This window comes from Bacillus infantis, assembly GCF_020171945.1.
In the GTDB taxonomy this organism is placed as follows: domain Bacteria; phylum Bacillota; class Bacilli; order Bacillales; family Cytobacillaceae; genus Bacillus_AB; species Bacillus_AB infantis_A.
In genome coordinates, this window is record NZ_JAIVAP010000001.1 from 13,495 (window position 1) to 40,007 (window position 26,513).

Annotated in this window: 25 protein-coding genes; 19 read left to right on the plus strand and 6 right to left on the minus strand. The window is 46.8% G+C overall.

Annotated elements, in window-relative coordinates; all coding sequences use genetic code 11:
- Positions 1-73: 73 nt before the first annotated feature.
- Entirely contained in the window at positions 74-316 is a 243-nt protein-coding gene (locus LCM00_RS00065) for a hypothetical protein (RefSeq protein ID WP_224896680.1), read from the minus strand.
- Between the two features lie 329 nt (positions 317-645).
- Positions 646-939 carry a phage holin family protein gene (locus LCM00_RS00070; RefSeq protein WP_404802134.1) on the minus strand — a complete coding sequence of 98 codons (294 nt, stop codon included), beginning with the start codon at positions 937-939 and terminating at the stop codon, positions 646-648.
- Between the two features lie 200 nt (positions 940-1,139).
- On the opposite strand from LCM00_RS00070, the gene LCM00_RS00075 reads away from it, so the two are divergent.
- The 8 genes from LCM00_RS00075 (at position 1,140) to LCM00_RS00110 (ending at position 6,167) form a co-directional block, all read left to right on the plus strand.
- Positions 1,140-2,885 (plus strand): carbon starvation CstA family protein, encoded by a 1,746-nt coding sequence (locus tag LCM00_RS00075; protein ID WP_224896684.1) that lies wholly within the window; start codon positions 1,140-1,142, stop codon positions 2,883-2,885.
- A gap of 55 nt (positions 2,886-2,940) precedes the next feature.
- Entirely contained in the window at positions 2,941-3,204 is a 264-nt protein-coding gene (locus tag LCM00_RS00080; RefSeq protein WP_224896686.1) for a cory-CC-star protein, read from the plus strand.
- A 10-nt stretch (positions 3,205-3,214) separates the two neighbouring features.
- A complete protein-coding gene (locus LCM00_RS00085) occupies positions 3,215-4,168 on the plus strand; it encodes an ArsA family ATPase (protein WP_224896688.1) in 954 nt (317 codons plus the stop codon).
- A gap of 96 nt (positions 4,169-4,264) precedes the next feature.
- The gene (locus tag LCM00_RS00090; protein WP_224896690.1) at positions 4,265-4,558 is read left to right on the plus strand and encodes a DUF3817 domain-containing protein; all 294 of its coding nucleotides are present in this window, start codon (positions 4,265-4,267) and stop codon (positions 4,556-4,558) included.
- A gap of 480 nt (positions 4,559-5,038) precedes the next feature.
- Positions 5,039-5,257: a DUF1659 domain-containing protein gene (locus LCM00_RS00095; protein ID WP_224896692.1), complete on the plus strand. Its 219-nt coding sequence runs from the start codon at positions 5,039-5,041 to the stop codon at positions 5,255-5,257.
- Between the two features lie 30 nt (positions 5,258-5,287).
- Positions 5,288-5,506 carry a DUF2922 domain-containing protein gene (locus LCM00_RS00100; RefSeq protein WP_224896694.1) on the plus strand — a complete coding sequence of 73 codons (219 nt, stop codon included), beginning with the start codon at positions 5,288-5,290 and terminating at the stop codon, positions 5,504-5,506.
- A gap of 93 nt (positions 5,507-5,599) precedes the next feature.
- The gene (locus LCM00_RS00105) at positions 5,600-5,767 is read left to right on the plus strand and encodes a YvrJ family protein (RefSeq protein WP_224896696.1); all 168 of its coding nucleotides are present in this window, start codon (positions 5,600-5,602) and stop codon (positions 5,765-5,767) included.
- 199 nt (positions 5,768-5,966) lie between these two features.
- Complete coding sequence (locus LCM00_RS00110; RefSeq protein WP_009791059.1) at positions 5,967-6,167, plus strand: cold-shock protein; 201 nt, start codon at positions 5,967-5,969, stop codon at positions 6,165-6,167.
- A gap of 66 nt (positions 6,168-6,233) precedes the next feature.
- Here the strand turns inward: LCM00_RS00110 and LCM00_RS00115 are convergent, their stop codons facing one another.
- Positions 6,234-6,386 carry a hypothetical protein gene (locus LCM00_RS00115; RefSeq protein ID WP_009791060.1) on the minus strand — a complete coding sequence of 51 codons (153 nt, stop codon included), beginning with the start codon at positions 6,384-6,386 and terminating at the stop codon, positions 6,234-6,236.
- 259 nt (positions 6,387-6,645) lie between these two features.
- On the opposite strand from LCM00_RS00115, the gene LCM00_RS00120 reads away from it, so the two are divergent.
- A complete protein-coding gene (locus tag LCM00_RS00120) occupies positions 6,646-7,791 on the plus strand; it encodes an exonuclease SbcCD subunit D (RefSeq protein WP_224896698.1) in 1,146 nt (381 codons plus the stop codon).
- Positions 7,788-10,928: an AAA family ATPase gene (locus tag LCM00_RS00125; protein ID WP_224896700.1), complete on the plus strand. Its 3,141-nt coding sequence runs from the start codon at positions 7,788-7,790 to the stop codon at positions 10,926-10,928. Before LCM00_RS00120 ends, LCM00_RS00125 begins: the two co-directional genes overlap by 4 nt.
- 757 nt (positions 10,929-11,685) lie before the next feature.
- Here LCM00_RS00125 and LCM00_RS00130 read toward each other — a convergent pair.
- Complete coding sequence (locus LCM00_RS00130; RefSeq protein WP_224896702.1) at positions 11,686-14,739, minus strand: efflux RND transporter permease subunit; 3,054 nt, start codon at positions 14,737-14,739, stop codon at positions 11,686-11,688.
- Positions 14,740-14,916: 177 nt separating this feature from the next.
- On the opposite strand from LCM00_RS00130, the gene LCM00_RS00135 reads away from it, so the two are divergent.
- From LCM00_RS00135 to selB, 7 genes are all read left to right on the plus strand, one after another.
- On the plus strand, positions 14,917-15,795 hold the full coding sequence (locus LCM00_RS00135; RefSeq protein WP_224896704.1) for a TetR/AcrR family transcriptional regulator: 879 nt from the start codon (positions 14,917-14,919) through the stop codon (positions 15,793-15,795).
- A gap of 100 nt (positions 15,796-15,895) precedes the next feature.
- The gene (locus tag LCM00_RS00140; protein ID WP_224896706.1) at positions 15,896-16,579 is read left to right on the plus strand and encodes a Dph6-related ATP pyrophosphatase; all 684 of its coding nucleotides are present in this window, start codon (positions 15,896-15,898) and stop codon (positions 16,577-16,579) included.
- A 17-nt stretch (positions 16,580-16,596) separates the two neighbouring features.
- Positions 16,597-17,304, plus strand: coding sequence for a YwaF family protein (locus LCM00_RS00145; RefSeq protein ID WP_224896709.1), 708 nt, complete (start codon positions 16,597-16,599; stop codon positions 17,302-17,304).
- Positions 17,305-17,439: 135 nt separating this feature from the next.
- Entirely contained in the window at positions 17,440-18,162 is a 723-nt protein-coding gene (locus LCM00_RS00150) for a hypothetical protein (RefSeq protein ID WP_224896711.1), read from the plus strand.
- Between the two features lie 91 nt (positions 18,163-18,253).
- The gene (locus LCM00_RS00155; RefSeq protein WP_224896713.1) at positions 18,254-18,475 is read left to right on the plus strand and encodes a hypothetical protein; all 222 of its coding nucleotides are present in this window, start codon (positions 18,254-18,256) and stop codon (positions 18,473-18,475) included.
- Between the two features lie 134 nt (positions 18,476-18,609).
- Positions 18,610-19,452 carry a type II pantothenate kinase gene (locus LCM00_RS00160; RefSeq protein ID WP_224896715.1) on the plus strand — a complete coding sequence of 281 codons (843 nt, stop codon included), beginning with the start codon at positions 18,610-18,612 and terminating at the stop codon, positions 19,450-19,452.
- Positions 19,453-19,482: 30 nt separating this feature from the next.
- Positions 19,483-21,366 (plus strand): selenocysteine-specific translation elongation factor, encoded by a 1,884-nt coding sequence (gene selB, locus LCM00_RS00165; protein ID WP_224896717.1) that lies wholly within the window; start codon positions 19,483-19,485, stop codon positions 21,364-21,366.
- A 30-nt stretch (positions 21,367-21,396) separates the two neighbouring features.
- Here selB and LCM00_RS00170 read toward each other — a convergent pair whose 3' ends face one another.
- A complete protein-coding gene (locus LCM00_RS00170) occupies positions 21,397-22,791 on the minus strand; it encodes a M28 family peptidase (RefSeq protein ID WP_224896719.1) in 1,395 nt (464 codons plus the stop codon).
- Between the two features lie 416 nt (positions 22,792-23,207).
- Between LCM00_RS00170 and LCM00_RS00175 the strand changes: the two genes are divergently transcribed.
- Both LCM00_RS00175 and LCM00_RS00180 read left to right on the plus strand, forming a co-directional pair.
- A complete protein-coding gene (locus LCM00_RS00175; RefSeq protein ID WP_224896721.1) occupies positions 23,208-24,197 on the plus strand; it encodes a C40 family peptidase in 990 nt (329 codons plus the stop codon).
- A 298-nt stretch (positions 24,198-24,495) separates the two neighbouring features.
- Positions 24,496-25,152 (plus strand): M15 family metallopeptidase, encoded by a 657-nt coding sequence (locus LCM00_RS00180; protein ID WP_404802128.1) that lies wholly within the window; start codon positions 24,496-24,498, stop codon positions 25,150-25,152.
- Between the two features lie 263 nt (positions 25,153-25,415).
- Here the strand turns inward: LCM00_RS00180 and LCM00_RS00185 are convergent, their stop codons facing one another.
- Positions 25,416-26,465 carry a M42 family metallopeptidase gene (locus tag LCM00_RS00185; RefSeq protein ID WP_404802129.1) on the minus strand — a complete coding sequence of 350 codons (1,050 nt, stop codon included), beginning with the start codon at positions 26,463-26,465 and terminating at the stop codon, positions 25,416-25,418.
- Between the last annotated feature and the right edge of the window lie 48 nt (positions 26,466-26,513).

The following is a 26,513-nucleotide window of genomic DNA, read 5'->3' on the forward strand; positions in this document are numbered from 1 at the left end:
AGAACGCCTGTCCGGGAGGTTCGGCTTATGATTGCTGGAGGTGATCAAGGCGCTTGCGCTTTTGTTCTTCCATTTATTGAGGAGCATTGTCCTGGTCGTATTCCAAATGCAGCAGGATTTCATCTTCAAGTAGGGATAATGCCATCCTTACAGCCTTCAGCCGGCTTTTTGAGAACTCCTGCACGGTAATTTGCCGGATCTGTTCCTTGGCCATGGCAATATACCCTTCTTCTCCACCTTTCGTGTTTCCTGCAGGGTATATGGATATTTCTATCTGCCTGTCCGGGTTATTGATGAATAAACCTCTCCATTCCATAGCATCACCTCTTATGTCTCTACGGTGCTGTTCCATTTTTACCCTCATTTCTCTAATTATAAGCCGTTTTGTTAAGTAACAGCTGAAAATTAATGAAAACGTTCAGATGTTTTGTCCACACTTTTTCTGGAGGATTGTAATATATTGAAAGGGAAGACTTCCTCCGTATATTTCAGTATCTGCTGCTGCAGGTGCTGAGCTGCCGTCTCTATAGACGGGCACCATGAAAGCTTAGTGCTTTCATGGTGTTTTTTTTTTTTATCTGAAAATATCAAAAGAGCAGCATATGACCGACTCGCAAATATCGGCTGAAAACAGCAAGCCTCCCCTTAGCCTTTATGCTTTTTCTTTTTCCTGGCTGCAGGTTTGCTGAGAAATGACTGCTTGTACATTTGATGTCCAAGCACAGCTACCCCTGCAGCAATAACGCCGTTCAGGATCCCGTTTAGGGAAAAGCCAAAGACAAACGCCCCAAAGCCGACCGATAGCAGCAAAAGGATCCAGATGATGGTCCAGTCAGGAACCCGGGGTGTGTGCTTCAAGGCCAGCCCAATGACCCATAGCGCCGGCACCATCATGATATATTTCTGGTTCAGAAACTGAAGCAAGTCCAAAATAGTCACCTCCTTCATGGTATGCGAATGACGGTAAGATATGCTGCTAATGGTACATCCTATGCTTGCTGTGATCTTTTGCCTGTTTTAATGCCGTATGCCGGAAGCATGAAGGATGAATCTATAAAAATATTCGGAATATATTGACTATAAGAAGGCGCTTTCATTATGATGTACTTAATACCAGGTTATAAAAGGAGGTTACAGAATTGAATTCAATTTGGCTGGCGGTTATCGGCATGCTTGTTTTTGCGGCAGGCTACAGGTATTACTCAAAATGGGTGGCAGAAAAGATTTACAGGCTTGACCCCAACTATGTCACTCCTGCTCATCAATACCAGGATGGGGTTGACTTTGTGCCCACCAATAAATTTGTCCTTTGGGGGCATCATTTTACATCGGTTGCAGGAGCTGCACCGATTGTGGGACCAGCTATTGCAGTATATTGGGGGTGGCTGCCTGCCTTTTTGTGGGTCATTCTCGGGACTGTGTTTGCAGCCGGAGTCCATGACTTTGGCACGCTCGTGCTGTCTGTCAGGAATAAAGGGCAATCGATAGGAACCATTACAAGCAAACTAATAGGCAAAAGAGCAAAAATGATGTTCTTATTCATTATTTTAATTCTGGTTCTTATGGTGAATGCCGTCTTTGCATGGGTAATTTCCAATTTGTTCATTCAGTTTCCTGCCAGCGTCCTGCCTGTGTTCATCGAAATACCGCTGGCCATCTGGATCGGGTATGCCGTGTACAAACGGAAAAAAGAAATGCTCATCCCGTCCATCATCGCCCTTGTGGTCATGTACGGAACTGCCGTGCTCGCGAGCCTGGTGCCTGCCCTGCAGATCGATTTGCCGAAATACTTAGGCGGAGCAGAGACTGAAGTGCTTTTTGGGCTTGACGGCGTGGCGATGTCGTTCTTTATCTGGATCGTCATTTTGATGATTTACTGCTATATCGCATCAATCCTTCCGGTATGGAAGCTTCTGCAGCCAAGGGATTATATCAATTCCCATCAGCTTGTCGTCGGTCTTGTCATCATGTATGCCGGACTAGTATTCCTGCAGCCGAAGGTGACAGCGCCAGCCGTAAATGCGAGCGCCGCGGATCTTTCATGGCTGCCGCTATTATTCATAACGATTGCCTGCGGTGCGATTTCAGGCTTTCACGGGCTTGTTTCCTCAGGTACTTCTTCCAAGCAGCTTGATAAAGAAACGGATGCCAGGTTTGTGGGCTACCTTGGGGCAGTAGGGGAAGGGGCACTTGCTTTAATCTCCATCATCGCTGTCATTACCTTATTCGCTTCACAGGGTGACTTTACGGCTGCTTACAGCAGCTTTGCCGCTGCAAGCTCAGGAGGGCTCGGGTCATTCATCAATGGAGCGGCCCAGCTGGCAACCGGCGTCTGGATCCCTGCTGATATTGCGAAAACGATTGTATCTGTCATCGTCGTCAGCTTTGCTGCGACAACGCTTGATACATCAGTCCGGCTGATGCGCTATATCATTGCTGAAATAGGTGAAGAATACAATTTCAAGCCGCTCACAAAAGCCCATGTCGCAACATCGGCAGCCGTTGTTGCAAGTGCAGCATTGGTCCTGCTTCCTAAGGGGCCGAATGGCTTCGGTTCAGGCGGGTATCTGCTCTGGCCGCTCTTTGGCACAAGCAATCAGCTTCTGGCAGGAGTCAGCCTTCTGCTGATCAGCATTTGGCTGAAGCGCCAGGGCAGGAATTTCCTTGTTACTTTCATACCGATGGTTTTTGTATTCATCATGACTCTTTGGGCGATGATCAAGCAGGTTGTGTTTGACTGGTCAGGATTAGGCACTGCGGACGCCAATATGCTTCTGTTTATTTTGGGAGGGCTGATCCTTGTATTTGTCTTCTGGATCATCCTGGAAGCATTTGCAGCCTTCAAAAAGGATGTGCCGCCTGCAGACACAACCCATCATTTCTAAAGCCTGGCCGGCATTGCCGGCCATAGCTTTTTCAGACTGAAAGGAGGGAACCGGGATGGATCTGCTGTCACAGCTGAAAAAGGCTGCTGCCTTTTATGATGAGGTGCTAAAGCTCCCGCATCGGGCCGAAATTGCGAGGGAGCTAAGGGATGAAGAGGATTTATTCATTCTCCTATGCTTCTCGGAATTGGCAGGGCTGCCCAATCCTGCTTTTTATTACACACTGGAGCTTTATCCGCATATCATCGAGAAATTTCATCAGTGGCATCTGCGGATGGGAATGGAGAAATCTCCGCTTGACGGAATCCGCTGCTGCTGAAAAGGAGGCTATGAAACTGATACTGGATAAAAAGGTTTATTTTGTCGGAGGAAAAGGGGGAGTCGGGAAAAGCACCTGTTCCGCGGCGCTTGCCCTGCTGCTTTCAGAAAAAGGAAAAAAGGTCTTGCTCGTATCAACGGATCCTGCCCATAACACAGGTGATCTGTTCCACCTTAAGCCGGGTCAGGGAATCATGAATGTCAGCCGGAACCTGGATATTCTTGAAATAGATTCTGAGAGAGAAGCTAAAAGATATATTGAAGAGGTCAAAGGCAATCTCAAAGGCATGGTGAAAGCCTCTATGGCTGACGAAGTATACCGCCAGATCGATTTGGCCGCTTCTTCGCCCGGCGCCGATGAAGCGGCGGTATTCGACCGGATCACTTCACTGCTGCTTGAGGAAATTGCCTCCTACGATACCATTGTGTTTGATACAGCCCCGACAGGACACACAATACGCCTGCTGACACTTCCTGAACTGATGGGCGCATGGATAGACGGGCTGCTTCAAAGAAGAAAGAAAAATAACGATAACTTCGCGCAATGGATGAATGACGGGGAACCAGTTGAGGATCCCATATACGAAAAGCTTCTCACCCGCAAAAACAAATTTGCCAAAGTGAGGGATATCCTTTTGGACAGCCAGTCGGCAGCCTGCCTGTTCGTGCTGAATGCCGAGCGCCTCCCGATCCTTGAAACAGAAAAAGCGGTTAAGGTCCTGGCCGGCCATGGACTTCATACGGAGGCAGTCATTGTCAATAAAGTGATACCCGAAGAAGCAGATGGCCGGTTCATGAAGATGAGAAGAGAAAATGAAAATCTGCATCTTATTGAGATCCGAAAGGTGTTCTCTGCTATGAAGAATATCCATATTCCCCTGTTCCACCATGATATATCAGAGCCTGCCCATCTTGGCTTGTTTGCCGGGCATTTAAGTTCAGAACTGGTGAAAAGCAAAGAATAACAGGAGTGGTCCAAGAGCCACTGGATTTTTTGTAAGCAAGCATTTATGATAGCAATAATAGGGCTTTGACCTTCATTGAAAAGGGGAGGATAGACCATGAACACACCGATAGGACGCTTTCGCATCATGGGGTTTCTGGAGGGAGGCTCGCTGCTGGTCCTGCTGTTTATCGCGATGCCTTTAAAGTATTTTGCCGGGTTTCCTGAAGCGGTTACTGTAGTAGGTTCACTGCATGGATTATTATTTGTTACATACCTGTTCATCATCGCCTATGTGACCTTTAAGGTCCGCTGGTCCTTTATATGGGTCGCGAGTGCATTGGCTGTTGCTTTTATCCCATTCGGCAATTTCGTTTTGGATTCAAGGCTGAGAAAATCGAGATTTGCCTGAAAAGCCGGTAACCCGGCTTTTTTTGTTTTTTATATTATCAAAGGCAGAAGAAAATGAATATGTCTGCGAACCTGAAATATATTAGGCGCTGAGAACGCTATCTAATTCTAGAAGCCCTGCTGATTGGAGTGGAAGGCACGCAGACTCCTGCGGGATTGCAGCGGCAAAGCTGAGATCCCGCAGGAGCGGCAGCGACGAGGAAGCTCAGCGCCGCCCCGCGGAAAGCGAAGTGCCTGGAACGCAAATCAGCAGCCCACTTTTATAAATATAACCCATTGCTTTAATCCCCCTATACCGGCTTCCCCGGCCATTACTCCTGCCCCTTTCAATATTTTTGAAGTTTGAGGTTCCCTCTTCTAAAGCGTATGAAACTCTCTTTCACACACAACACAGAAAAACCCTTTTCTGAAAAAATTTTCATCACCCATGTCCTTTTCGCCGGCAAATCTATATATAGAAGGTGAAAGGAGGTGATGCAAGATGGCACAAACAGTCGCAACAGCTACAAGCCTTCGAATCTATTTCGAAACAGGAATGAACGAAAAAGGCGATCCGATTTACAAATCCAAGACATTGTCCAATGTCAAAAACTCAGCTACAGCTGACCAGCTTCACCAGGCAGCCCAGGCATTCGGAGCCCTTAGCGAACATCCTGTCAACTCTGTTCAAAGAAACGACAGCTTTGATGTAATCGCCTAATAAAAATGAATCAGGAAAGGAGGTGAGATGATGGCAAAGACACTGGAAATCCAATTTCTCACTGAAAATGGCAAAACCGCATCCCTGACAGTAGATTCACCAAAAGAACCAATCGATACGGCCGCCGTGAAACAGGCGATGGAGGAGCTGATTGCAGCTGACATTTTTGCGGGGCCAAGCGGAAAGCTGGTTTCTGTCAAAGGGGCAAGGGTGATTGACCGCAATGTATCTGAATATGAGCTAGTCTAATAGAATGAGAGGGCCGGCTCAGGGTTTGGGCCGGCCTCTTTCTTTTCCGGAAGTGACTATATGATGATAGAAAGTTTTATGAAGGAGGAGCATATGGACCAATTGATCCCGTTAATCAGCGATGTAGGCTTTCCTATAGTTGTAACCTTGTATCTGCTTCACAGGATTGAAGCGAAGCTGGATTCAGTGGTGCAATCCATACAGAGCCTGCCCGGGAATTTAAAGGAAAAAGCCTGGAATGACAGTGCTTCCGGCCTATAATGTAACAGGTGCCAATCCTTGACAGTCTATTGGAATAATGCTAAATTTATATTAACCGTTCTGCATCGTGATAGATTTGCAAAGCTGCTTGTTCCAGCGTTAAATACTTGTTTGGAGAAGTGTGATTCGTAAAAGCTATATACGCTGTAAATGGTGAATTTACACATGGCTGTAGCTGGCCATTAGGAGGATACTCTTTATGAAAAACGGTAAAGTAAAATGGTTTAACGCAGAAAAAGGTTTCGGTTTCATCGAAGCTGAAGACGGAAACGATGTATTCGTTCACTATTCTGCTATCCAATCAGAAGGTTTCAAATCCCTGGAAGAAGGCCAAGAAGTTTCTTTCGAAGTTGTTGAAGGAGCTCGCGGACCTCAAGCGGCTAACGTTACTAAACTATAATTAGAAATACCATATATCGCAGTTCAGCCTTCGCGGCTGGACTGTTTTTTTATATAAAGAAGGGACTCAGGCGGCGCGGCCTTCATCCATATTGGCAAATGCCCTGCAGATCAGAAGAATATCTTTATAGATGGCCTTTTTGACCGGCTTTACATTGCAGCGGCAGTATTCGTTCAATAGCTCTTTCAATTCATTTAAAAAAATCATTTGTTCTGTCATTATTATCACTGCCCCTAAATTCAGACTTATTTCACTGCTACTTTATACCCACAAGGAAGCGTCAAAAAACCTATCTAAGTAAATTCAGTCTTTTCTGGAAAATTTTTCTCGGTAAGCCCCTGCTTTTTCTGTTAAAATAAGAGAACAAACATTCTGGCTGGAAAGGCTTCTTATTTTTTCAGAAACTTTCCCTATGCTCTTTTTGATATAATGATAGGATTCTGAAAGAGAAGCAATAAGGTAAAAGAGGGGGAGAATCATGAAGTTTATTCATACTGCAGACTGGCATCTGGGCAAACTTGTCCATGGTGTGTATATGACAGAAGATCAGCGGGAGGTGCTGCAGCAGTTTGTCAGACTGGTGGAAGAGGAAAAACCGGACGCCGTTATCATTGCAGGCGACCTTTATGACCGTTCCGTCCCGCCTACAGATGCTGTCCGCCTGCTGGACGAAACCCTGTTTAAGCTGAATATTGATCTCAAAACGCCGATTGTGGCGATTTCCGGCAACCATGACAGTGCCGAACGCCTGTCATTCGGCAGCTCGTGGTATCAGCACAGCCAATTTTATTTGAATGGTAATATTGAAGCCAGCTTTCGGCCTGTACATATAAATGGCGTCAACTTCTACCTGGTTCCTTATGCAGAACCAGGTACTGTCAGGCAGCTTTTGGGAGATGATTCCATTCACTCCCATCAGGATGCCATGAAGAGCCTTATAGGAAAAATGGAAGAAACAATCAATCCTAATGAACCGAATGTGCTTGTGGGACATGCTTTCGTGCTGGGAGGACAAACCAGCGATTCTGAACGGACTTTATCTGTCGGCGGGTCCGGCTGTGTCACTGCGGATCTGTTTGCGCCTTTCTCTTATACGGCGCTCGGCCATCTTCACAGCCCAGATGCCATCAAGCATGATACGGTCCGGTATGCCGGCTCACTGCTGAAGTATTCTTTTTCTGAAAGCAAGCAGAAAAAGTCAGTTTCCATCATAGAAATGGATGACAATGGCTCCTTTGAAATCCGCGAGCATTCTCTTGCTCCCAAGCAGGATATGCGCGAGGTTGAAGGCTATCTGGAGGAGCTTCTCGATCCATCGTTTGCAGGGGGTCAGAATCATATGGATTATCTGAAAATCACCCTGCTGGATGACGGCAGCCTTATTGATCCGATGGGCAAGCTCCGGCAGTTATATCCTAACGTCCTCCATCTGGACAGAAAAATCGAACAGACCGACCTGAAAAGGAAAACGGCCTTCCAGGCTGTGAAAGAAGAGAAAAAATCCGAACTTGATCTGTTCGAGCAATTTTATAAAGAAATGACAGAGGCAGAATTCACAGGCGAAAAGAAATCAGCTATGGCTGATATTATTCAATCTGTGCTGAAGGAGGAGGGTTTGAAATGAAGCCGTTAAAGCTTTCTATGCAGGCGTTTGGACCCTATGCAGGGACCGAAGTAATTGATTTCTCCTCACTCGGCAGCAAAACCATGTTTGTGATCTCAGGAAAGACCGGCGCGGGCAAAACTACTATTTTTGATGGCATCAGCTATGCCATCTATGGAAAAGCAAGCGGGGAAGACAGGAACGGTCCTGAGCTTAGAAGCCAATTCGCTGAAAATAATCTGCTGACAGAAGTATCGCTCCAATTTTCGCTGCGCGACCGGACCTACTATATCACACGTTCTCCGCAGCAGGAAAAAAAGAAGGAGCGGGGCGAAGGCTACACGACAATCGGCGCCAGGGCCGAGCTTTATATGTATGATGAAAAAAATGAGAAAGTGCTGCTCGCTGCCAATGTCAGGGATGTGGATGAAAAAATTAAGGAGATCATGCTCATCGACAGCAGCCAATTCCGGCAGATCCTGATGATTCCACAGGGGGAATTCCGCAAGCTGCTTACTTCTGACAGCAAAGAAAAAGAGGTTATCCTCCAAAGGCTGTTCCATACGGAGATCTATAAAAAAATTGAAGAAAAGCTCAGGACTGAAGCGACAGAGCTGAAGAAGAGTGTTGAAAAGCAGGCAGACAAGAGAAACCTTCTTCTGCATGGGATCCATGCCTCCTATCAGGAAGACTTGCTCGAAGCTTTGGAAGAAGATCCGCTGAATGACAGCAGAATCCTCCGGCTGCTTGAAAAAGAGATCGAGCTTTTAAACGGGGAAATGGATAAGCTTGTTCAAGAGGGCCGTAAGAAGCAGGAGGAAAGGGATTCTCTCCAGCAGAAAATCTATGAAGCAGAAGCAGTCCTGAAACAGCTGGCTCAAAAAGAGGAGCTTAAAGCCAAAAAAGAACTACTGGAAAGCCGGAAGGAATGGTCGGAAGCAAAAGAGCAGGAAATCATCCTCGCTCAAAAGGCCGCAATCCTTGAGCAGCAGGAAGAGCTATGCCATAAGCTGAAAAGTGATTTGGACTCTTGCAAAGCTGAATTTGAACGGCTTGAGAAAAGTACGGAGGCATTATATCGGCTTCTCCAGCAAAAAGAAGCCTCATACCAGTATGAAAAGAACAGGGAAGCTGAACGGAAAGAATCAGCGGAAGCTGTTTCAAGGCTGCAGGCTATGAAAGAAGATGTCCTTGCCCTGTCCAAAATTAAATCAGAGGCTGAGATATTGAAAAAGAGGCTCGATTCCTCCAAGCAAACAATAGAGAATCTTGAAGCAGGCCAGAAGCAGTGGGATGATACATTAAAACGGCTCAATGCTGAGAAAAAAGAGGCTGATGGAAGCCTCCTGCAAGCCGTTGAAATGGAGAGGAAGCTTGAAGGGTCCCAATCTCTTCTTGAAAATATCAATAAATATGAGATCCAGGAACAAAAGCTGGCCGATTCACTTAAAAATTTGGAACAGCAAAAACAGCTGCTGGAAAAGCAGCAGGACCGCGCTGAAGATGCCAGGCAGCTGGTGGCGGAGCTTGAGCAGAAATGGCTGCATGGCCAGGCGGCAATTCTTGCCGGCAAGCTTCAGGATGGAGAAGCATGCCCTGTATGCGGATCCATGGAGCATCCTTTGCCTGCCGTATCCGGCGGCCCGGATTTTCCGGACGAAAAGGATATAGAGGCAGCCAGGAAACAGCAGCTTTCTTGCGAAGAAGACCGCTCCAAGGCAGAGTCCCGCTATTATGAAATCCAGTCGGCAGCCAGCAGCCTGAAAGAGTCGATGGGAGAATTGGCTGCCAGAGTGGCAGAACAAAAACCGGGGCTCTCACAAGAAACCATTACAGCGTATAAGCAGGAGCTCCTTTCGGAAATAAGCAGGATGGAAAGTGAGCTTGCAGGGTTTCTCAGAAAAGCATCTCAGGCTGACAGGCTTGAGCAGGAAATCAAAAGAGCTGAAAGTGAAAAAAGCAGGCAGGCTGATGAGCTTCGCCAGGCCGCAGCGGATAATCAGGAGGCGGGCATTCTTTTTGCAGAGAAAAATACGGTGCTTTCCAGAATGATGGAAACAGTTCCGGAAAATCTCCGCTCCCGCCAGGCGTATGAGGAAGAGCTGCAGACGGCCCAAAAGCAGCAGCAAAAGCTCACTCAGCTGCTGGAGGAGGCACAGGCTGCCTATACAGATACAAGGGAAAAGCATTCTAATGAGAAGACTCGCCTTGAGGTTGCCGAAAACCAGCTAAAGCAGACTGGCGACAAGCTTTCCGCCGAGCGGGAGCTGTTCCGGGACAGGATGGTTGGACAGGGCTTCAATGTCTACCAGGACTATCATCATGCCAAAAGGAATGAAAGGGAGCTTGAAGGCCTGCAGGCAGAGCTCAGAAGCTACCGGGAAGAACTCCGCTCCGCGGCAGACAGGTACCATGAGCTTACAGAATTACTGAAGGATGTTAAAGAGCCTGATATCCAGGCCCTGAAGGAGCAATTCGGGGAAGTGGACAAGCTGCTTGCAGCGCTGCAGGAGCAGTATACCGGCCTGCTCGTGAAAAAGCGGGAAAACGAGGAAATCCACAAAAAGGTTTCAGCAATCAACGAAGACATCAAACAGCTTGAGGAGCAGTATCATCTCCTTGGCCATTTGTTTGAGATTTCCAAGGGCCAGAACACATTCAGGATTACATTTGAGCGCTATGTACTTGCAGCTTTCCTTGATGACATACTGCGCGAGGCAAATGGCAGGCTGGCCAAAATGACCAGCGGAAGATACCGGCTTTTAAGGAAGACGGACCGTTCCAAAGGAAATGTACAAAGCGGCCTGGAGCTGCTCATCTTTGATCAGTACACAGGACAGGAGCGCCATGTTAAGACACTGTCTGGCGGGGAGAGCTTCAAGGCGGCATTGTCGCTCGCGCTTGGCCTTGCAGAAGTTGTCCAGCAATATGCGGGCGGCGTCTCGCTTGAAACGATGTTCATCGACGAAGGCTTCGGGACCCTTGATCCTGAATCACTTGACCAGGCTATAGAAGCGCTCATCGATATCCAGAGCACAGGAAGGCTAGTGGGCATCATCTCCCATGTTCCTGAACTGAAGGAGCGCATCGATGTCAGGCTTGAAGTAACAGCAACCCAGCTGGGAAGCAGGACCGAGTTCCACTTTTTAAACGGATGAATACACGGGGGCAGGGATTGATTCCTGCCCTATTTGTTTTGGGTGGGAGTTTGCCGATTGGAGCAGGGAGTGTGAGGATGTTGTTTTATATAGAAAAGTGTAACTGATGAACGAGTGTGAGGGGAAAGGGGCGAGTCATGTAGTAATCAATGCATGAGTGCCGTGGAAAGAGCAGAGTCGCGCTTAAAAAAGAGAGTAATCTATGCATGAGTACAATTGAGAGAGCAGAGTCATGTATAGAATAGAGTGTAATCGATGCATAAAAGCCCTGAAAAGAGCCAAGTCATGCATAGAATGGAGCACAATCAATGCATGAGCCCCCTGAAAAAAGCCAAGTCATGCATAGAATAGAGCACAATCAATGCATGAGTGCCGTAAAGTGAGCCAAGTCATGCATAGAATAGAGCACAATCAATGCATGAGCCCCCTGAAAAGGGCCAAGTCATGCATAGAATAGAGCACAATCAATGCATGAGCCCCCTGAAAAAAGCCAAGTCATGCATAGAATAGAGCACAATCAATGCATGAACCCCAAGCAAAGAGCCAAGCCACGCATAGAATAGAACAAAATCAATGCAAGAGTACCATAAGAAAATCCAAATCATGCACAGAAAGAATCCTAAGCACCGCAAGACCCACTTAAAAAGGGCCATATGAAAGGAAAAATCCCAATTCCTTTAAATTCAACCAACCACATACAGCCTTTCCCCTATAAAAAAACATCCTGCAGCACACGCCGCAGGATGTTTTTCCCATTCTACTTGCTTTCAGCCGGCACTTTCTTAAATCCAAGATAAAGCATCGGCACGATGATTACGGTAAGGATGACTGAGAACAGTATCCCGGAAATGATGGTGATGGCCAGCGGTGTAAAGAGGGCATCTCCGCTGACTGCGACTGGTATCAGTGCTACGATGGATGTCAATGCAGTCAGGAGGATCGGCCTCAGTCTCACACGGCCGGCTTCCACTACGGCATCTTTGATGGCCATTCCGTCACGCAGCCCCTGTTCCATGAATTCTATCAGGACGACAGAGTTACGGACTACGATTCCTGTCAGTGAAACCATTCCCATGACAGCAAGGAAAGAGATCGGCGTCTGTGTTACGAACAGGCCGAGGATGCTGCCGGCTAGTGCCAGGTAAACGGCTGTCAGTACCAGGAAAGGAAGGCCCAGTGAATTGAATTGGAAGGCGATCAGCAGATACACCAGGAAAATGACAATGATGAACAGTACGGTAATTTCGGCAAAGAAGTCATTTTGCGCCTGATTCTCTCCGCCTAACAGGATGCTGTAATCATTGCTGTCGAGTGCTTCCCGCTCATCCTCAACGATTTTTTGGACATTCTCCTTGAAGTTTTCCTCCTCCTTAGGGAAGGCTCTTATGGTGATCGCCCGGTCTCCATCCTGGTGGGGGATGCGCTGAATTTCTTCGGTTCTTTCCTCATCCACAAGCTCTGAGACGGGAATAAGTTCAGGCGGTCCGGCCTGTGTGCTGCCGGCAGCCGGAATCTCAAGCTCTTCAAGGTTCAGCGGTTCTTCCGGGTTGCCCAGGATAATGCTCATATCGCGCTTAGATACGCCATTATCAAATGCCTGCAGCGGAATGCCTTCTGTTGCCAGGCCGATCTGCTCACTGATCTGGTTGATGGTGATGCCGTATTCTTCTAATTTGGCACGGTCAGGGACATATTTTACAGCCGGCTCTGGAGTTCCGATATTGTCGACTACAAAGTCTGCCCCAGCGTCTTCTATATTCCTGGACAGTGTATCCCTGAGGTCAAGGAGCTTTTCTATCTCCGGCCCTTTTACAGTCACTGTCACAGGGGCGCCTGCAGGAGGTCCCTGCTGGATGGTTTCCATAAATATTTCAGCATCAGGATATTCTTCCCTCAGAACAGAAGACCAGTCGTCGATAAGCCCCTGGGCAGTCTGGTTCTTCCGGTCGACCCTTGCGACAATCTGCCCCGTATTCTCCCCGGATGCCTGCAGGGAGCTGTTGAAAAGATTAGGCAGGCCGGTTCCGGCGAAAACGCTTGTTTCCTTGACGCCAGGGTCAGTCAGCAGCATTTCTTCGATATTCCTAAGCTGGCCGGCTGTGTCCTCGAGCGTCACACCAATTGGCAGTGTGACATCAATCGTCACCTCTTCACGGTCGGCGGCTGGGAAGAATTCAAATGGAGTCAGTACAGCGAGCCCGAAGATCGCCGTTGTAAAAATTAAGCCAAGAAAACCGACAAGCTTCGGCCTTTTGGAAAATGGCTTAAGGATTTTGTCTGCATAAATATCTGCCATTAGATTGAGCGGCCTTCCGAGCAGCCCGGGAGCGTCAGAAACTTTTTTGCTCGTTTTCCGGTAAAGCATAAAGCGCATCATCGGCACAAATATTAATGCGACGAGTGTTGACGCCAAAATGGTCGTGATCAACACGGTCGGCAAGGCCCGTATGAAAGCTCCGTTCCCCCCGGAAAGAAAGACGAGCGGAAGGAAGGTGAAAACAATGGCGAGTGATGATGTGACGATGGAAACCCAAATTTCCTTCGTTCCATTGATAGCTCCTAGCATCGCGCCTTCACCCATTTTATAGCGCCTTTGGATATTATCGTTGACGACAATGCTGTCATCAACAAGGATACCGAGCGCGATGATCGCCCCGATGACAGAAATCTGGTTCAAGTCCACATCTGCGAATGGAAGGGGTATCAGCCCCATCAATACGGAAATCGGGACAGCTAGTGCAACGACGAATGCCCCTGAGGCGGTCAGTCCGAGAGCTGTGGTCAGGATGACTGCAGCTACCGAGATCGCAAGAGACAGATAGAGGCCGTCAAAAATATCGGATACCTGATTGGCCTGTGAATAATATGGCTGAAGGTCAATATCGTCCGGCAGCTCTTTTCCCAGATCTTCGATGAGGCTGCTGACTGCTTCATCGACTGAAGGGATATCCTGTCCTGTTTCGACAAAGGCAGTAAATGAAATAGAAGGCTTTCCGTCGATGGTGACAATATCCTCCGTTTCTTTCTGCACGACTTCAGCTTTTCCGATGTCGCCAAGCAAGACGGATTCACCCTGCGGTGATTTGCCGACGAATAATTTTTCCATATCCTCAACAGAGCCGTAATGCTCTAATGTAAGCTGCACAATTTCCTGATCCATTTCCTGCTTTCCTAATGGAGCAGGATAGAATTCTTCATTAATGCTGCTGATGACGTCCGGCAGTAGGATGCCTTTTTCCTTGAGCAGCTCCGGGTCCAGCTCAATAGAAATTTTCTCTTCTGGCAGTCCTTTGATGCTGGTGCCTGAAATGCCAGGTACAGATTCTACTTCTTCTTTCCAGCGCGAAAGTTCGTCCTGAAGAGCAAAAAGGCTTTCCGTATCATTTCCCGTTATGTGGTAAGAAACAATCGGCATTTTGACATTTGCTTCACTGACTTCTGGTTCAAAGGCCTCTTCCGGGAAAGAAGCTGTAAGGTCAGAGATAGCCTGGCGCACATTGCTGAACACTTCTTTTTTGTCTTCTCCGTCAGCAACCGTTACGATAATAGAAGAGAATCCAGCGCTTGAGGATGAGCTTGTTTCCTCGATTCCCTCAATGGACTGCAGCTTCGTTTCTATCGGATTGGTAATATTTCTTTCAACACTGTCGACCGTTGCTCCAGGATAGACGGTGCTGACCGTTCCGATATTGATGGAAGTCTCGGGTATTTCCCTTTGCGGAAGCTGAAGGAAAGTGAAGACGCCAACGATAATAAATAATAAGAACAAAATGATAAAGATTTTGGATCTCTTTAGTATCCATTCAAGCATATTGCATTCCTCCTGAGGTTTGACTGGTCGGTCAAATTTTGTTGGATGTAAAATAAATTATAATATTATCAAGGGATAAACTCTTGACTACATGGTCATTTTTGCATGACTTAGTTAAACTAGTCAAGAATGAATGTGTTTAGTGAATGTGCAGGCATTAAGATATGAGGTGTGATGATGAACAAACGTGAAGCGATTTTAGAAACAGCTGTTGAGCTTTTCGCTGAAAAAGGATACAGCCAGACTTCCATGCAGGAAATTGCGGACGGTGTAGGGATAGCAAAAGGATCACTGTATTCTTTTTTTTCATCAAAGGAAGATCTGATCATTTCCATTTATGAGCATTACCAGCAGCTCGTCTTTGAAAGGGTCCTTGTCATCGGACTGGATGCGGATCTGGATCCTAAGCTGAAGCTGGAAAAGCAGTTCAGTGCCCAGTTTGAAGGGATACTCGAATATAAAGCGTATATGAAGATGCAGATGCGGGGAGAGACGGCTGTTAACAGCGAAAAGATTGCAGGGATGGAGCACAGGATGAGGGGACGGCTGTTTTCCTGGCTCCAGAAAAGCCTGATTGAGCTGTATGGGGAAAGAATCAGGACATATCAATGGGATCTGCTGTTCATGATTCAATCGATCTATCGGACATATATGATGCTGATGGTATCTGACCAGGCAAAGATCCTGCCGGATGATATCGGCGTCCATCTAGTACGGCAGCTTGATGCAATGGCAAATGGTTTTCTTGAAGAGGGCGGAAATCCAATTCTTAATGATGAAATGATGCAGCATTTTGTCGTCCATATGGATAAGGAAGGGGCTTTTGTTTCTTTTGAAAAAAGGGAACAGGCATGGAAGGATCTTTATCAAAAGCTGAACAATCTGGAGCCTCAGAAATCTTCATGGTTAAAAGAGATTGCAAACAGGATTTCTGAGGAAACCAAAAAGTCCAATCCTGAAAAAATCATCCTGGAAGGGCTGTTTGCTTTGCTGAAGGGTGAGGGAGATATCCAGAAGGAGGCCAGGGAGCTTGAGGAGGAAATCTTGAATGACTGACTGCTGGAACCCTGGCATTCAACACTGTTCTGTCATGCAGTGCTTATGCTTTTCATGGTAAAATAGCGGCAGAAGATTCAAATAACAGGGAGTTGGAAAGATGAAGAAAGCAGCACTTTCATGGAGCGGAGGCAAAGACGGCTGCATGGCTCTTGATCTAATGGTCAAGAAAGGGGTAAAAGTTGAGTGTCTCCTGACAACAGTGCCAAAAGAGCTGGGAAGGACTTTCGGCCATGGGGAAAAGCAGGAGCTGATTGCCCTTCAGGGAGAAGCTCTAGGGATACCTGTCCGCTTTATTGAATGCACATTTGAAGGATATACAGATTCCTTTATCGCAGCTTTAAAAGATGTAAAAAAGGAATACGGGCTCGATATGATCGCGTTTGGGGATCTTTATTTAAATGGGCATAGAGAATGGGGCGAAAAGACAGCTGACGCCGCAGGTCTGGAAGCGTCCTACCCTTTATGGATGAAGGAAGAGGAAGCACATTCAGCCCTTGAAGCATTCGCGGCTTCAGGTTATAAGGCAAGAGTGATCAGGGTAAGAGATGAGATCCTTGGCACTGAATGGCTTGGCCGTGAAGTGGATGATTCTTTTGCAAGGGATATCAGGAATACGGACAGCTGCCCGATGGGTGAGGCAGGGGAGTATCATACTTTTGTCTGCGACGGCCCTCTATTCCGCAAAAAAGTCAGCTTTGACACAGGAGAAATCATTCAGCTCGAGACAACTAAGCGGCTTGAGCTTGAGAACTTCGCTTTAATGGAAAAGCCTAATACATAAGTAAGGAGGAAACTCCAGTGGCAGAGCTATTCGGGCAAAATTCGGATCTTTATCCTTTTGCGGCTTTTTCGGCAGGCCATTGGGTCATGCTGGCTGTTTTTGCGGCAGGCTCTCTTGCTTTATACTTTTTCCGGGCGTTTTTCGCAGCAAATGATAAAGCGGTCAGATGGACGTTCTTCTCAGGTTTATTCTTCCTGGAGTCGCTGTATCACTATTGGCTGTACCGTGCAGGAATATGGGATGTTTCCTTCACGCTGCCGCTGCAGCTGTGCTCGATCAGCCTGGTTCTTTGCCTGATCCTTCTCGCAACAGGATCAAGACCCGTTTTTCAAATTGTTTATTTTATCGGGATTGCCGGTGCCTTAATGGCGGTGCTGACGCCTGAATTATTTTTTGGCTATCCTCACTTCCGCTATTTCCAGTTTTTCATCACCCATATTCTGATCATCTGGACCTGTCTTTTCTATGTTTTTGCAAAAGGCTTTGCACCAGACCATAAAGGGATGTGGCTGAGCTTTCTGTTTCTTAATTTATCAGCAGGCATTGCATACCTGGCCAACAAATGGACCGGGGGAAATTATATGTTTCTCGCCTATAAGCCTTCCAACGGCTCGCTGATTGATTTTTTGGGGCCTTATCCATTTTATATCCTGTCCCTTGAAGGGATTGCACTTATTTTATTTTATGTGCTGCTTGCTCCGTTTCGTTTAGGGAAAAGAGAATAAACAAGCCCTGCCTTTGGCGGGGCTTTATCAATTTCAGGACGGCTGACTGCACGGCCTGGGATTAGAAGGCATCATGCTGGGGTAGAGCAGGAGAGACAGCGGAACATGCAAATTACATTAGAAAGAAGTGTGCTTATGAAGAAATTTTACATCCTGCACAGCATCAGCTGCCTGGCTTTCCTTTTTATTTTATGGGCTTCTTTTTTATCTCCCGTGTCAGAGAGCGGGGAGAATAGAGAGATGAATGAAACGCTATTCCAGCCGGCGCCATATGCTTTTTCCATCTGGGGTCTGATTTATGTGCTGATCGCCATCTGGCTTGTCAGGGGATTTTTCTCGTCAGGAGATGAAAGGAAGCTTTACAGTGACACAGCCATCTGGTTTTCAATCAGCTCTGTCTTAAGCGGGCTGTCGATTACAGCTGGATTGGCTGTAAAAGGTCTAGGTGCCATTCTGCTCATTGCTTCACTGGCAGCACTTTGTATGGTTTATGCAAAAATCAGGCAAAGCCAGTACCATCGGACTTTTTTCAGAGTTCCGTTCTCATTCTATCTTGGATGGACCTCCATTGCTGTTATTGTTATTATTTTTCAGCAGTTTACGGACTTTGGAGTCGGGGAGTTCCTTGCTATAGGTGAACTTGGGTGGACAAACATCATGCTTATTACGGGAGCTTTGCTTGCTATTGGCTTTATGCTGCTGCAAAAGGATATCATCTACCCGCTCGTATTCATATGGGGTTATATTGGGATTGCGGTTGAGCAGAGCGGGGAAGCTTCAGTGGTCTGGACTGCTGCAGCAGCCTGCATTTTGATTGCTGCTGCTGTGTTGATTTACATTTTTAAAAAGAAACAATAAAGCAGGACATCAGGCCAAGCCGAAAGTATACTTTGATTCTTCCGGCCCAATAATAAGCTTAAGATACTGAGTTGGAAGGAGCTTTGCCTAAATGAAAAACCTTCGTTTTTTATTGAAAGATGGAACAGATAGTGCACAGATTGCAAAAGACCTTCGCGTCCAGCTGGATGTTAACCGCTATCAGCATGTGAGTGTAACTCCTGTTACGGGGAGAAATGAAGTGATTGTCCAGGTTCCTGATGAAAGCGGCATGATTGAGGAAACAATAGAGAGTTTTATGAAGGATTATCAGACCGGCGAGATGCTGGAATAGAACTTGGCCCCCTTTCAGCAAGGGGGCCTTATTTTTAGTGAAACTACTCTTCTCAGTTAACGGGCCTTAATGCTGGCAGCCCTCTCCCAAGATTGCTTATAATGAGATTACTATATTCAGGGGAGGGCATTCGGGTGAGAATAGGGATTGATGCTGGCGGGACTCTGATTAAAATCGTTTACGAAGAACATGGCCTTCATTTTAAAAAAATTGAATATAATGAGGCTGAGCAGGCGCTGAACTGGCTTAAGACGACGGCTCCTTCTGCGGATTATGTCCTAACTGGCGGTAAAGCCGCCATTCTCAAGGAAGCCTTTTTTCCAGAAGCGGCAGTCATACCTGAGTTTACCGCCACCTGTGAAGGGGCTCTCCATTTGCTCAAGAAAGCGGGCCTCCCCCACAAAAGTCTGCTGCTCGTTAACATCGGGACAGGGACATCCTGGTATAAAATAGAGGATGGAAGGCATGAAAGAATCCTGGGCAGCGGAATAGGCGGGGGCACTTTTATGGGGCTTGGCAGGATTTTTTCGGGAAAAGCGGACCACCAGAGGCTGGCGGGTCTGGCAGCTCAAGGAAACAGGGGAAATACCGACCTGCTGGTAAGCGATATTTATGGAGACAGAAGCTGGCTCCCTTCCATAGCCGGCCAGAATGGAAGGCAAAAGGATGTTGAAGCGCCAATTGACGGCAAGCTTACCGCAGGCAATTTTGCCAATATCGCGGGTAAGCCTTCTGAAGAGGATCTTATGGCAGCGGCGGCAAACATGATTGCCGAAACAACGGTCCTTTTGACCAAAGGGGCTGCTGACATCCACCATTCTGAAAGAATTTATTATATCGGAAGCTCCCTGCTGGGTAATGATGCACTGAAAAAGGGACTCCTTACATACAGCAGGATGACAGGGCTGGATGCCGATTTCATCCCAAATGGCGAGTACGGGGGCGCAATTGGTGCATACTTGTCCAGCTGGCATTGATAACAATAAGATATTAAAGTAGGTGCATTTGTGGGAAAGAAATATTTTACGATCGGCATGGCTGGACATATAGATCATGGCAAAACATCGCTCACCAAAGCGTTGACAAATATAGATACAGACAGGCTGAAGGAAGAAAAAGAAAGGCAGATATCGATCGAGCCGGGATTTGCTCCTTTGTATGAAGATGAGGATATGGAAGTATCTGTTATCGATGTTCCCGGGCATGAACGGTTTATCAGGCAGATGATCGCCGGTGTTGCCGGCATCGATCTTGTTATCCTGGTCGTTGCAGCCGATGAGGGTGTAATGCCGCAGACAAAAGAGCATCTCCAGATTCTTGGATTCCTTGGCATTGAGAAAGGGATCGTCGCTATTTCTAAAGCTGACCGGGTTGATGAAGAATTCATCGGCCTTGTCGAGGAGGACATTCTGGCAGAACTTGAAGGAACGGTTTTTGAAGGCTCGCCTTCTGTCCTCGTGGACAGCCTTTCACTAAAAGGGATGGAAGAACTGAAAATGCTGATTGAGGGTGAACTAAAGGAGATAAAGCCCCGCAGCGCAGCAGGCGCCTTCAGGCTGCCGATAGACCAGGCCTTTACGGTGAAGGGGCAGGGGACTGTGGTCCGCGGAACCGTTTATGAAGGATCTGTTGAAGAAGGCCAGCAGCTCAAGATCATGCCCTCAGGCATTGAAACGAGGGCGAGGCAGATCCAGGTGCACCGGAAGCAGGCTGAAAAGGCGTTTGCAGGGCAGAGGGCAGCCATCAACTTGTCCGGTGTAGCTAAAGAAGATGCCGCCAGGGGGCAGGTCCTTGTTTCAGCTGACAGTTTTACTGTGACAAACGTATTTGATGCAAGCATCAGGACTGCAGAAGGGCTCGAATCTATCATCAAGCAGCGGATGCCTGTCAAATGCCATATAGGAACAGCTGAAGTGATGGGCCGGATTGTATTTTTTGACCGCAATGAGCTGAAGGAAGATAAAGAAGAAATCTTATGTCAGATCAGGCTGGATGAAGAGGTGGTCACAAAGCGGGGAGACCGGTTCATCCTCAGGAGGCCGAGCCCTGCTGAAACCATTGGGGGAGGATGGGTCATTGATCCTCATGGCCAGAAATATAAATTTGGCAAGCATACCGTTGAGCTCCTTGATAGGAAGAAACAAGGTTCTCCCCATGAAAGGATCAGCGGAGCCCTGAGAATGAACAGCAGCCTGAAGCCTTCGGAGCTTGCCCATTTAGCCGGTGTGGACGAAGAAACCGTTCTTCTGGTGCTTCAAGAAGACGATTTTGTAAAAATCGGGCAGAATGACTTTGCCCACAGTGAAATGGTACAGGCTGCCTCCATGGATGCAGAAAAGAAGCTCGGCGAATTCCATTCTGCTTATCCTATGAGGAAAGGAATCCCCAAAGCAGAGCTGGTCCAATCGCTGGCAGGCATCTACGGCAAAAGCCTGGTGGACTTTACGGTTGAAAAAGGAATCATCGATGGAAAATGGGTAAAAGAAGAGCAGTGGCTGTTTTCTTCTAGCTTTGAAAGGGATATTCCGAAGAGCTGGCAAAAGCGGGCTGAAAATATGCTGGAGCAGCTAAAGAAAGATGGAATGCAGGTTCAATACCTTGATGACTATTTCTCCAAATCGGGTATTCCGGGAGATTTGAAGGCTGACATGATCCGCTTTCTGACAGATACAGGAAGAATCGAACCGATTGATGGCCAGTATTACTATCATGAGGACATTTTCACGGATGCGATTGAAAAACTGAAGTCTGGAACCGGAATCAGTTTTGAAGTAGGTGAGGCTAAAGATCTGCTGGGATTATCGAGGAAATATATCATCCCTCTTCTCGAAAGGCTTGACGATCTGCAGCTGACCGAAAGGGAAGGCAATAAAAGGATCTGGAAAAAATAGAAAAAGCACCCGGCGGGGTGCTTTTCTTCGTTATTTTACTTCCTGTTCTTGATATAAATGAGGCGTTTTGTGCTTTTTCCCTTTTTTCGGCTTAGGCAGCTTCCGGTCGAATTTCGCCTGGTCATAAATCGCTGATCCCACGATTTCTGCTACATCCTGAAGCTTGTCCTTGCTGATTTTATCAATTGTATCCTCTGGGGTGTGGTACCATGGCTCACTGGGACTGTGGATGAACAGTGCTGCCGGGATCCCTGCTTCCGCAAATGGCACATGGTCGCTCCGGCCTCCCTGCCCATATGGAGTTGCTGCACCATTCAGCTTCAAGCTGGATTTCTGGGCCAGTTCTGTTACCAGGTTCGGTTCGCCATCAGCCGTCAGCATCACCAGGTCGCCTGCATCCCTGCTTCCGACCATATCCAGGTTAAAGTTGGCAATGATGCTATCCTGCTCTTTGTCTGACAGGTTCTCTACATAATGCCTTGATCCAAGCAAGCCGAGCTCTTCAGCACCAAATGTGACAAATCGGATTTCTGAATCGGTGGGAATGTTTTTGAACACTCTTGCCAATTCCAGTGTCATCGCTGTGCCTGAAGCATCATCATTCGCTCCCGGTGCACCTGCGACAGAGTCATGGTGTGCGCCAAGCACAATGACTTCTCCTGTATCTTTCTTTTTATTAGTCGGCTTTTTAACGGCAATTACATTATGAGATGTTTTTTCACCGGCGTCAGCGCCCTCAATGACAAGGTTTGCGGTAAGGGTTTCGCCGGCTGCGAGTCTTGCTGCCAGGCTTTCTCCTTCAGATTTTGATAAAGCTGCAGCAGGTATGTACTGCTCATTGGCCTCTCCAAGTGTTCCGCTGAGCGGACCATCCGCGTTATTATAGATCAGTATGCCTGCAGCACCTTGTTCAGCTGCATTCAATACCTTTTCGGCAAAGCTGATCTCCCCTCTTTGAACAAGTGCAATCTTACCGTCCAGATCAGCTGCTGCAGCGTCTTCCTTTGTTCCCAGTCCTGCTTCTGCCAGTTCTGCAGTGACATTCCCGTTAACTGTATAAGTGAAAGGCGCAGGGGATAAAGGCTCCTCCGTTCCCTGGACGGTTAACTCTATCTTTTCAGGCGGGGTATAGCCATAAAATGTGAAAGGCTGGATTTCTGTCTTATAGCCATAACTTTCAAATTTCCGCTTTATATACTCTACTGCCTGATCTTCAGAAGCTGTTCCTGCCACGCGCGGGGTCTGTGAGAGATCCATAATGGATTGATAGATTTTTTCCGCTGAAATCCTTTTGATGAGACTATTCTCAAGGCCATGGAGAGCTTCCAGTGTCGGAGCTTCCTTTGGCTGTGCCAGCACAGGAGCATTTACAGCCCCAAAAGCCAAAAAGCCTGCTAGTGACATAGAAATAAAAGTTTTTTTCATACTATTCCTCCCTTGATAAATTTAATAGGCAAGTATAGTCTAGAATATTCCTAATATTTGTATAAGGTAAAAAACTCCTGCATTTTTTAGTCCTTTGCATTCATTTTTCGGACGGCATCCTGCTGGAGCGACTTTTTAATCAGGAGGTGCTAACTAGAAAAAATGCGGAGGAATAAATTACCTTCCGGATATTGTCGTAAAATTTGAGTCTTAAGACGGTAGAAATTATTTTTGAATAAGTTTAAAAGATTTTAACATGGGGTATATAACCTATTTATTTGTGGGAAATAGAAGATGATATTCCTTAATTACCCTATAAAAATAGTAAATTCCAGTCACTCCATTTTTTACACATACTATTCTAGTGTAATGATTACTAAAATTAGGATGTGAAAGAAATTAAAGGAGTGTACACCATGAAAAAACAACTTATTACAATGGCAGCCGCAGCAGGCTTGATGCTGACTCCTTTTCAAGGTTCAGCAAGCGCACATGAACAGACTCATAAAGTAGCCTCCGGAGACACGCTTTGGAAGATCTCGAGGCAATACAATATAAATACAGGCGAGCTTCAAAGCTGGAATGGGCTAAGCGGTGCAGTCATCTATCCGGGGCAGGAGCTTTCCGTCATCGCTCCGCACAGCCACGCATCACAGCCTGCAGCAGCAGGCACCACAGTACATACTGTGCAAGCAGGAGACACCCTATGGGGAATCAGCTTGAAATACAAGGTCAGTGTAGCATCTCTCAAGCAATGGAATGGTTTGTCAACTGATACAATTTATAAAGGCCAGAAGCTTTCAATCAGAGCTGCTGCAAGCAGCTCTGCCAATGCTCCAGTGCTGAATCCGGCACCCGCCCAAACAGTGTCAAGTTATACTGTGCAAAAAGGAGATTCGCTTTGGAGCATTAGCAGCAGGAACAATACCTCTGTACTTCAATTGAAAGCAGTGAATAATCTTTCCAGCGATACGATCTATGCAGGGCAGAAGCTTCAATTGAATGGAACAGCAGCAGCTGCAAAGCCTCCAGCGCCAGTATCTGTTTCCTCGAAAGCCAATGCGGTCATCAGCGAAGCGAAGAAGTATATCGGCGTCCCGTACAAGTGGGCAGGAAGCACACCGGCAGGTTTTGACTGCAGCGGCTATATCAACTATGTCTTCAAGCAGTCGGGAGTTTCGATCCCAAGGACAGTTGCAACGATCTGGGGCGCCGGAAAAGCGGTATCTTCACCATCACCGGGAGATATCGTCTTCTTTGAGACCGGGACAGGCCCTTCCCATGCAGGCATCTATCTTGGCGGAAACAAATTCATCCATTCAGGCTCTTCCACAGGTGTAACAATCAGCGATATGAATTTATCTTATTGGAAGACTAGGTATCTTGGGGCAAAGTCTTTGCTATAATGGGCTGCAAGGCTTCTAATATTGAAGCTGTTCCGTATAAATAGAGATAAATATCTTCAAAAAGATGCACTTGGCAGCAATTAAATCTATGAGAATTACATTGGACAGACTCTTTTCAAAAGAGCTGTCTTTTTTTTATAATATTCCAGCTGTAAAAGATCCTTCATCTCCATTTTTTATCAGATGCTCCGTTTTGTTTTCCTGAAATTTTACAGCCAGCACGCAAAGCAGCTTCATCCTAGACTGAATAAACAATTTCCTAGTATAATAAGATACAAGATGTAAGGCGGATTTTTAGATGATGCCCCGCATCTTTTTTTATATCTATTTGTATACGGCTTTATTCAACAACACAGCTTTTTATATAGAAAGGACTGACAAAGTGCCGATTAAAAGATCTGGCTTCTGGATTTTTATATTGATTGCCGGGATGATTTATCTGCTTTTTCTCATGAAGGCAGAACAGCTTCCGGAAATCGATTTTCATATTGATAATGGCTTTGACGAGAATGCACCCCTTCCGGTCCAGCTTCATCCGGTTGTTAGCGCCAAAAAGGATGAGCTGATCAGCCTGGCGGCGGATAAAGGGATTAATATTGTCATAACTCAGGACTTCCGCAGTATTGAAGAGCAGGATAAATTATATGCAAAAGGCCGGACAGCTGGAGGAGATATTGTAACGAATGCCAAAGGCGGGGAGTCATACCATAATTTCGGCCTCGCTATTGATTTTGCCCTTCTTTCCATAAACGGAGCTGTTATATGGGATATGAATTATGATGGAAACGGCAATTCCCGTGCTGACTGGGATGAGGTCGTCGAGATTGCAAAGGGGCTTGGATTTGATTGGGGCGGCGATTGGCGCAGCTTTAAGGATTATCCTCATCTGCAATATGATTTTGGTCTGAGTATATGGGAGCTTCAGAGAGGGAAGAGGCCTCCTGAGGAGGAATAAAAAGGAGGATGCGGCAAAACGCATCCTCCTTTGCATTGTAAAGGAATTTATAAATTGTAAGTCTGTGGATTATTATCAATTCTTGATCAACGTCCAGCAGCTGCGCCGAGGTCACAAGCCAAACCTCCCAAAAAGGCAAAGAACGCCTTTCCGGGAGGTTCGTCTTGAGGCCCCCAGGAAGCTGGTCATGCAGACGTTGCCACAGGACGTGGCGTTCTTAGTCTGCGTTCTTTAAGGTGATCAAGGCGCTTGCGCTTTTGTTCTTAATTGACAAGCTCAGATTGTACATAATGGAACAGCAGTCTTGCCGTGTTGTCCAGGGATTCCATGTGAGTCCTCTCATAGGCGTGTGAGGAGTCGATCCCCGGCCCGATCAGTCCATGGACGATATCATGGCCGGAACGGATGGCAGCAGAAGCATCAGATCCATAATAAGGATAGATATCAAGCTTGTAGCCGATGTTGTGATCCTTTGCAATCTTTACGAGATTCTTCCTCAATCCATAGTGATACGGACCGCTTGCGTCTTTCACACAGATGGACACTGTATACTCATCTGTTGACTGGCCTTCACCCATCGCCCCCATGTCGACAGCCAGATATTCAACAGTTTCCGGCGTGATATTAGAGTTCCCGCCATAGCCGATTTCCTCGTTGTTCGAAATCAGGAAGTGGGTAGTATAAGGCAGCTCGATATTCTCGTCTTTTAATGTTTTGATCAGCTGAAGCAGAATCGCTACGCTGGCTTTATCATCAAGGTGGCGCGATTTGATATAACCGGATTCTGTTTGCTGGACACGGGGATCAAAAGATACAAAATCTCCGACTTCAATGCCAAGGGCAAGCACATCCTCTTTGCTGTGGACCTTTTCGTCTATGCGCACCTCCATGTTCTGCTGGTTTCTCTCGGCCTTTGCTGCATCCTTATACACATGTACAGAGGTTTGCTTCATGAGGATCGTGCCAGTATATTTTTTCCCTTCTGCCGTTTCAATCCCGCAATATTCGCCTTCAATCGAGTTGTATGTAAATCCGCCGATCAAATCAATTTTGAGCCTGCCATTTGGTTTAATTTCCTTTACAATCGCTCCCAATGTGTCAACATGAGCAGTGAGCATCCGGTGCTGCTTTTCATTTTTTCCTGGAAGGGTGGCGATCAGCCCGCCTTTCCTGTTCAGGTATGTATGTACGCCAAGCTGCTCGAGATAATCCTTCACGAATGAAATTACTTCACTTGTGTTTCCGGAAGGACTGGGAATGGATACAAGCTTTTTTATCAAATCTGCCGTCTGCTTTACGTTGCTATCAGTCAAAAGATCACTCCTAAGTTTGTTTGGCTTCCTTTTCATTATACTAGAGAC

Bases quoted from the DNA above. Each gene is read 5' to 3' on its own strand.
- LCM00_RS00130 (WP_224896702.1), bottom strand. From the start codon at position 14,739: ATGCTTGAATGGATACTAAAGAGATCCAAAATCTTTATCATTTTGTTC.
- LCM00_RS00065 (WP_224896680.1), bottom strand. From the start codon at position 316: ATGGAATGGAGAGGTTTATTCATCAATAACCCGGACAGGCAGATAGAA.
- LCM00_RS00150 (WP_224896711.1), top strand. From the start codon at position 17,440: ATGAAGAAATTTTACATCCTGCACAGCATCAGCTGCCTGGCTTTCCTT.
- LCM00_RS00180 (WP_404802128.1), top strand. From the start codon at position 24,496: ATGATGCCCCGCATCTTTTTTTATATCTATTTGTATACGGCTTTATTC.
- LCM00_RS00105 (WP_224896696.1), top strand. From the start codon at position 5,600: ATGGACCAATTGATCCCGTTAATCAGCGATGTAGGCTTTCCTATAGTT.
- LCM00_RS00120 (WP_224896698.1), top strand. From the start codon at position 6,646: ATGAAGTTTATTCATACTGCAGACTGGCATCTGGGCAAACTTGTCCAT.
- LCM00_RS00140 (WP_224896706.1), top strand. From the start codon at position 15,896: ATGAAGAAAGCAGCACTTTCATGGAGCGGAGGCAAAGACGGCTGCATG.
- LCM00_RS00090 (WP_224896690.1), top strand. From the start codon at position 4,265: ATGAACACACCGATAGGACGCTTTCGCATCATGGGGTTTCTGGAGGGA.
- LCM00_RS00100 (WP_224896694.1), top strand. From the start codon at position 5,288: ATGGCAAAGACACTGGAAATCCAATTTCTCACTGAAAATGGCAAAACC.
- LCM00_RS00085 (WP_224896688.1), top strand. From the start codon at position 3,215: ATGAAACTGATACTGGATAAAAAGGTTTATTTTGTCGGAGGAAAAGGG.
- LCM00_RS00080 (WP_224896686.1), top strand. From the start codon at position 2,941: ATGGATCTGCTGTCACAGCTGAAAAAGGCTGCTGCCTTTTATGATGAG.
- LCM00_RS00170 (WP_224896719.1), bottom strand. From the start codon at position 22,791: ATGAAAAAAACTTTTATTTCTATGTCACTAGCAGGCTTTTTGGCTTTT.
- LCM00_RS00125 (WP_224896700.1), top strand. From the start codon at position 7,788: ATGAAGCCGTTAAAGCTTTCTATGCAGGCGTTTGGACCCTATGCAGGG.
- LCM00_RS00155 (WP_224896713.1), top strand. From the start codon at position 18,254: ATGAAAAACCTTCGTTTTTTATTGAAAGATGGAACAGATAGTGCACAG.
- LCM00_RS00135 (WP_224896704.1), top strand. From the start codon at position 14,917: ATGAACAAACGTGAAGCGATTTTAGAAACAGCTGTTGAGCTTTTCGCT.
- LCM00_RS00175 (WP_224896721.1), top strand. From the start codon at position 23,208: ATGAAAAAACAACTTATTACAATGGCAGCCGCAGCAGGCTTGATGCTG.
- LCM00_RS00110 (WP_009791059.1), top strand. From the start codon at position 5,967: ATGAAAAACGGTAAAGTAAAATGGTTTAACGCAGAAAAAGGTTTCGGT.
- LCM00_RS00095 (WP_224896692.1), top strand. From the start codon at position 5,039: ATGGCACAAACAGTCGCAACAGCTACAAGCCTTCGAATCTATTTCGAA.
- LCM00_RS00115 (WP_009791060.1), bottom strand. From the start codon at position 6,386: ATGACAGAACAAATGATTTTTTTAAATGAATTGAAAGAGCTATTGAAC.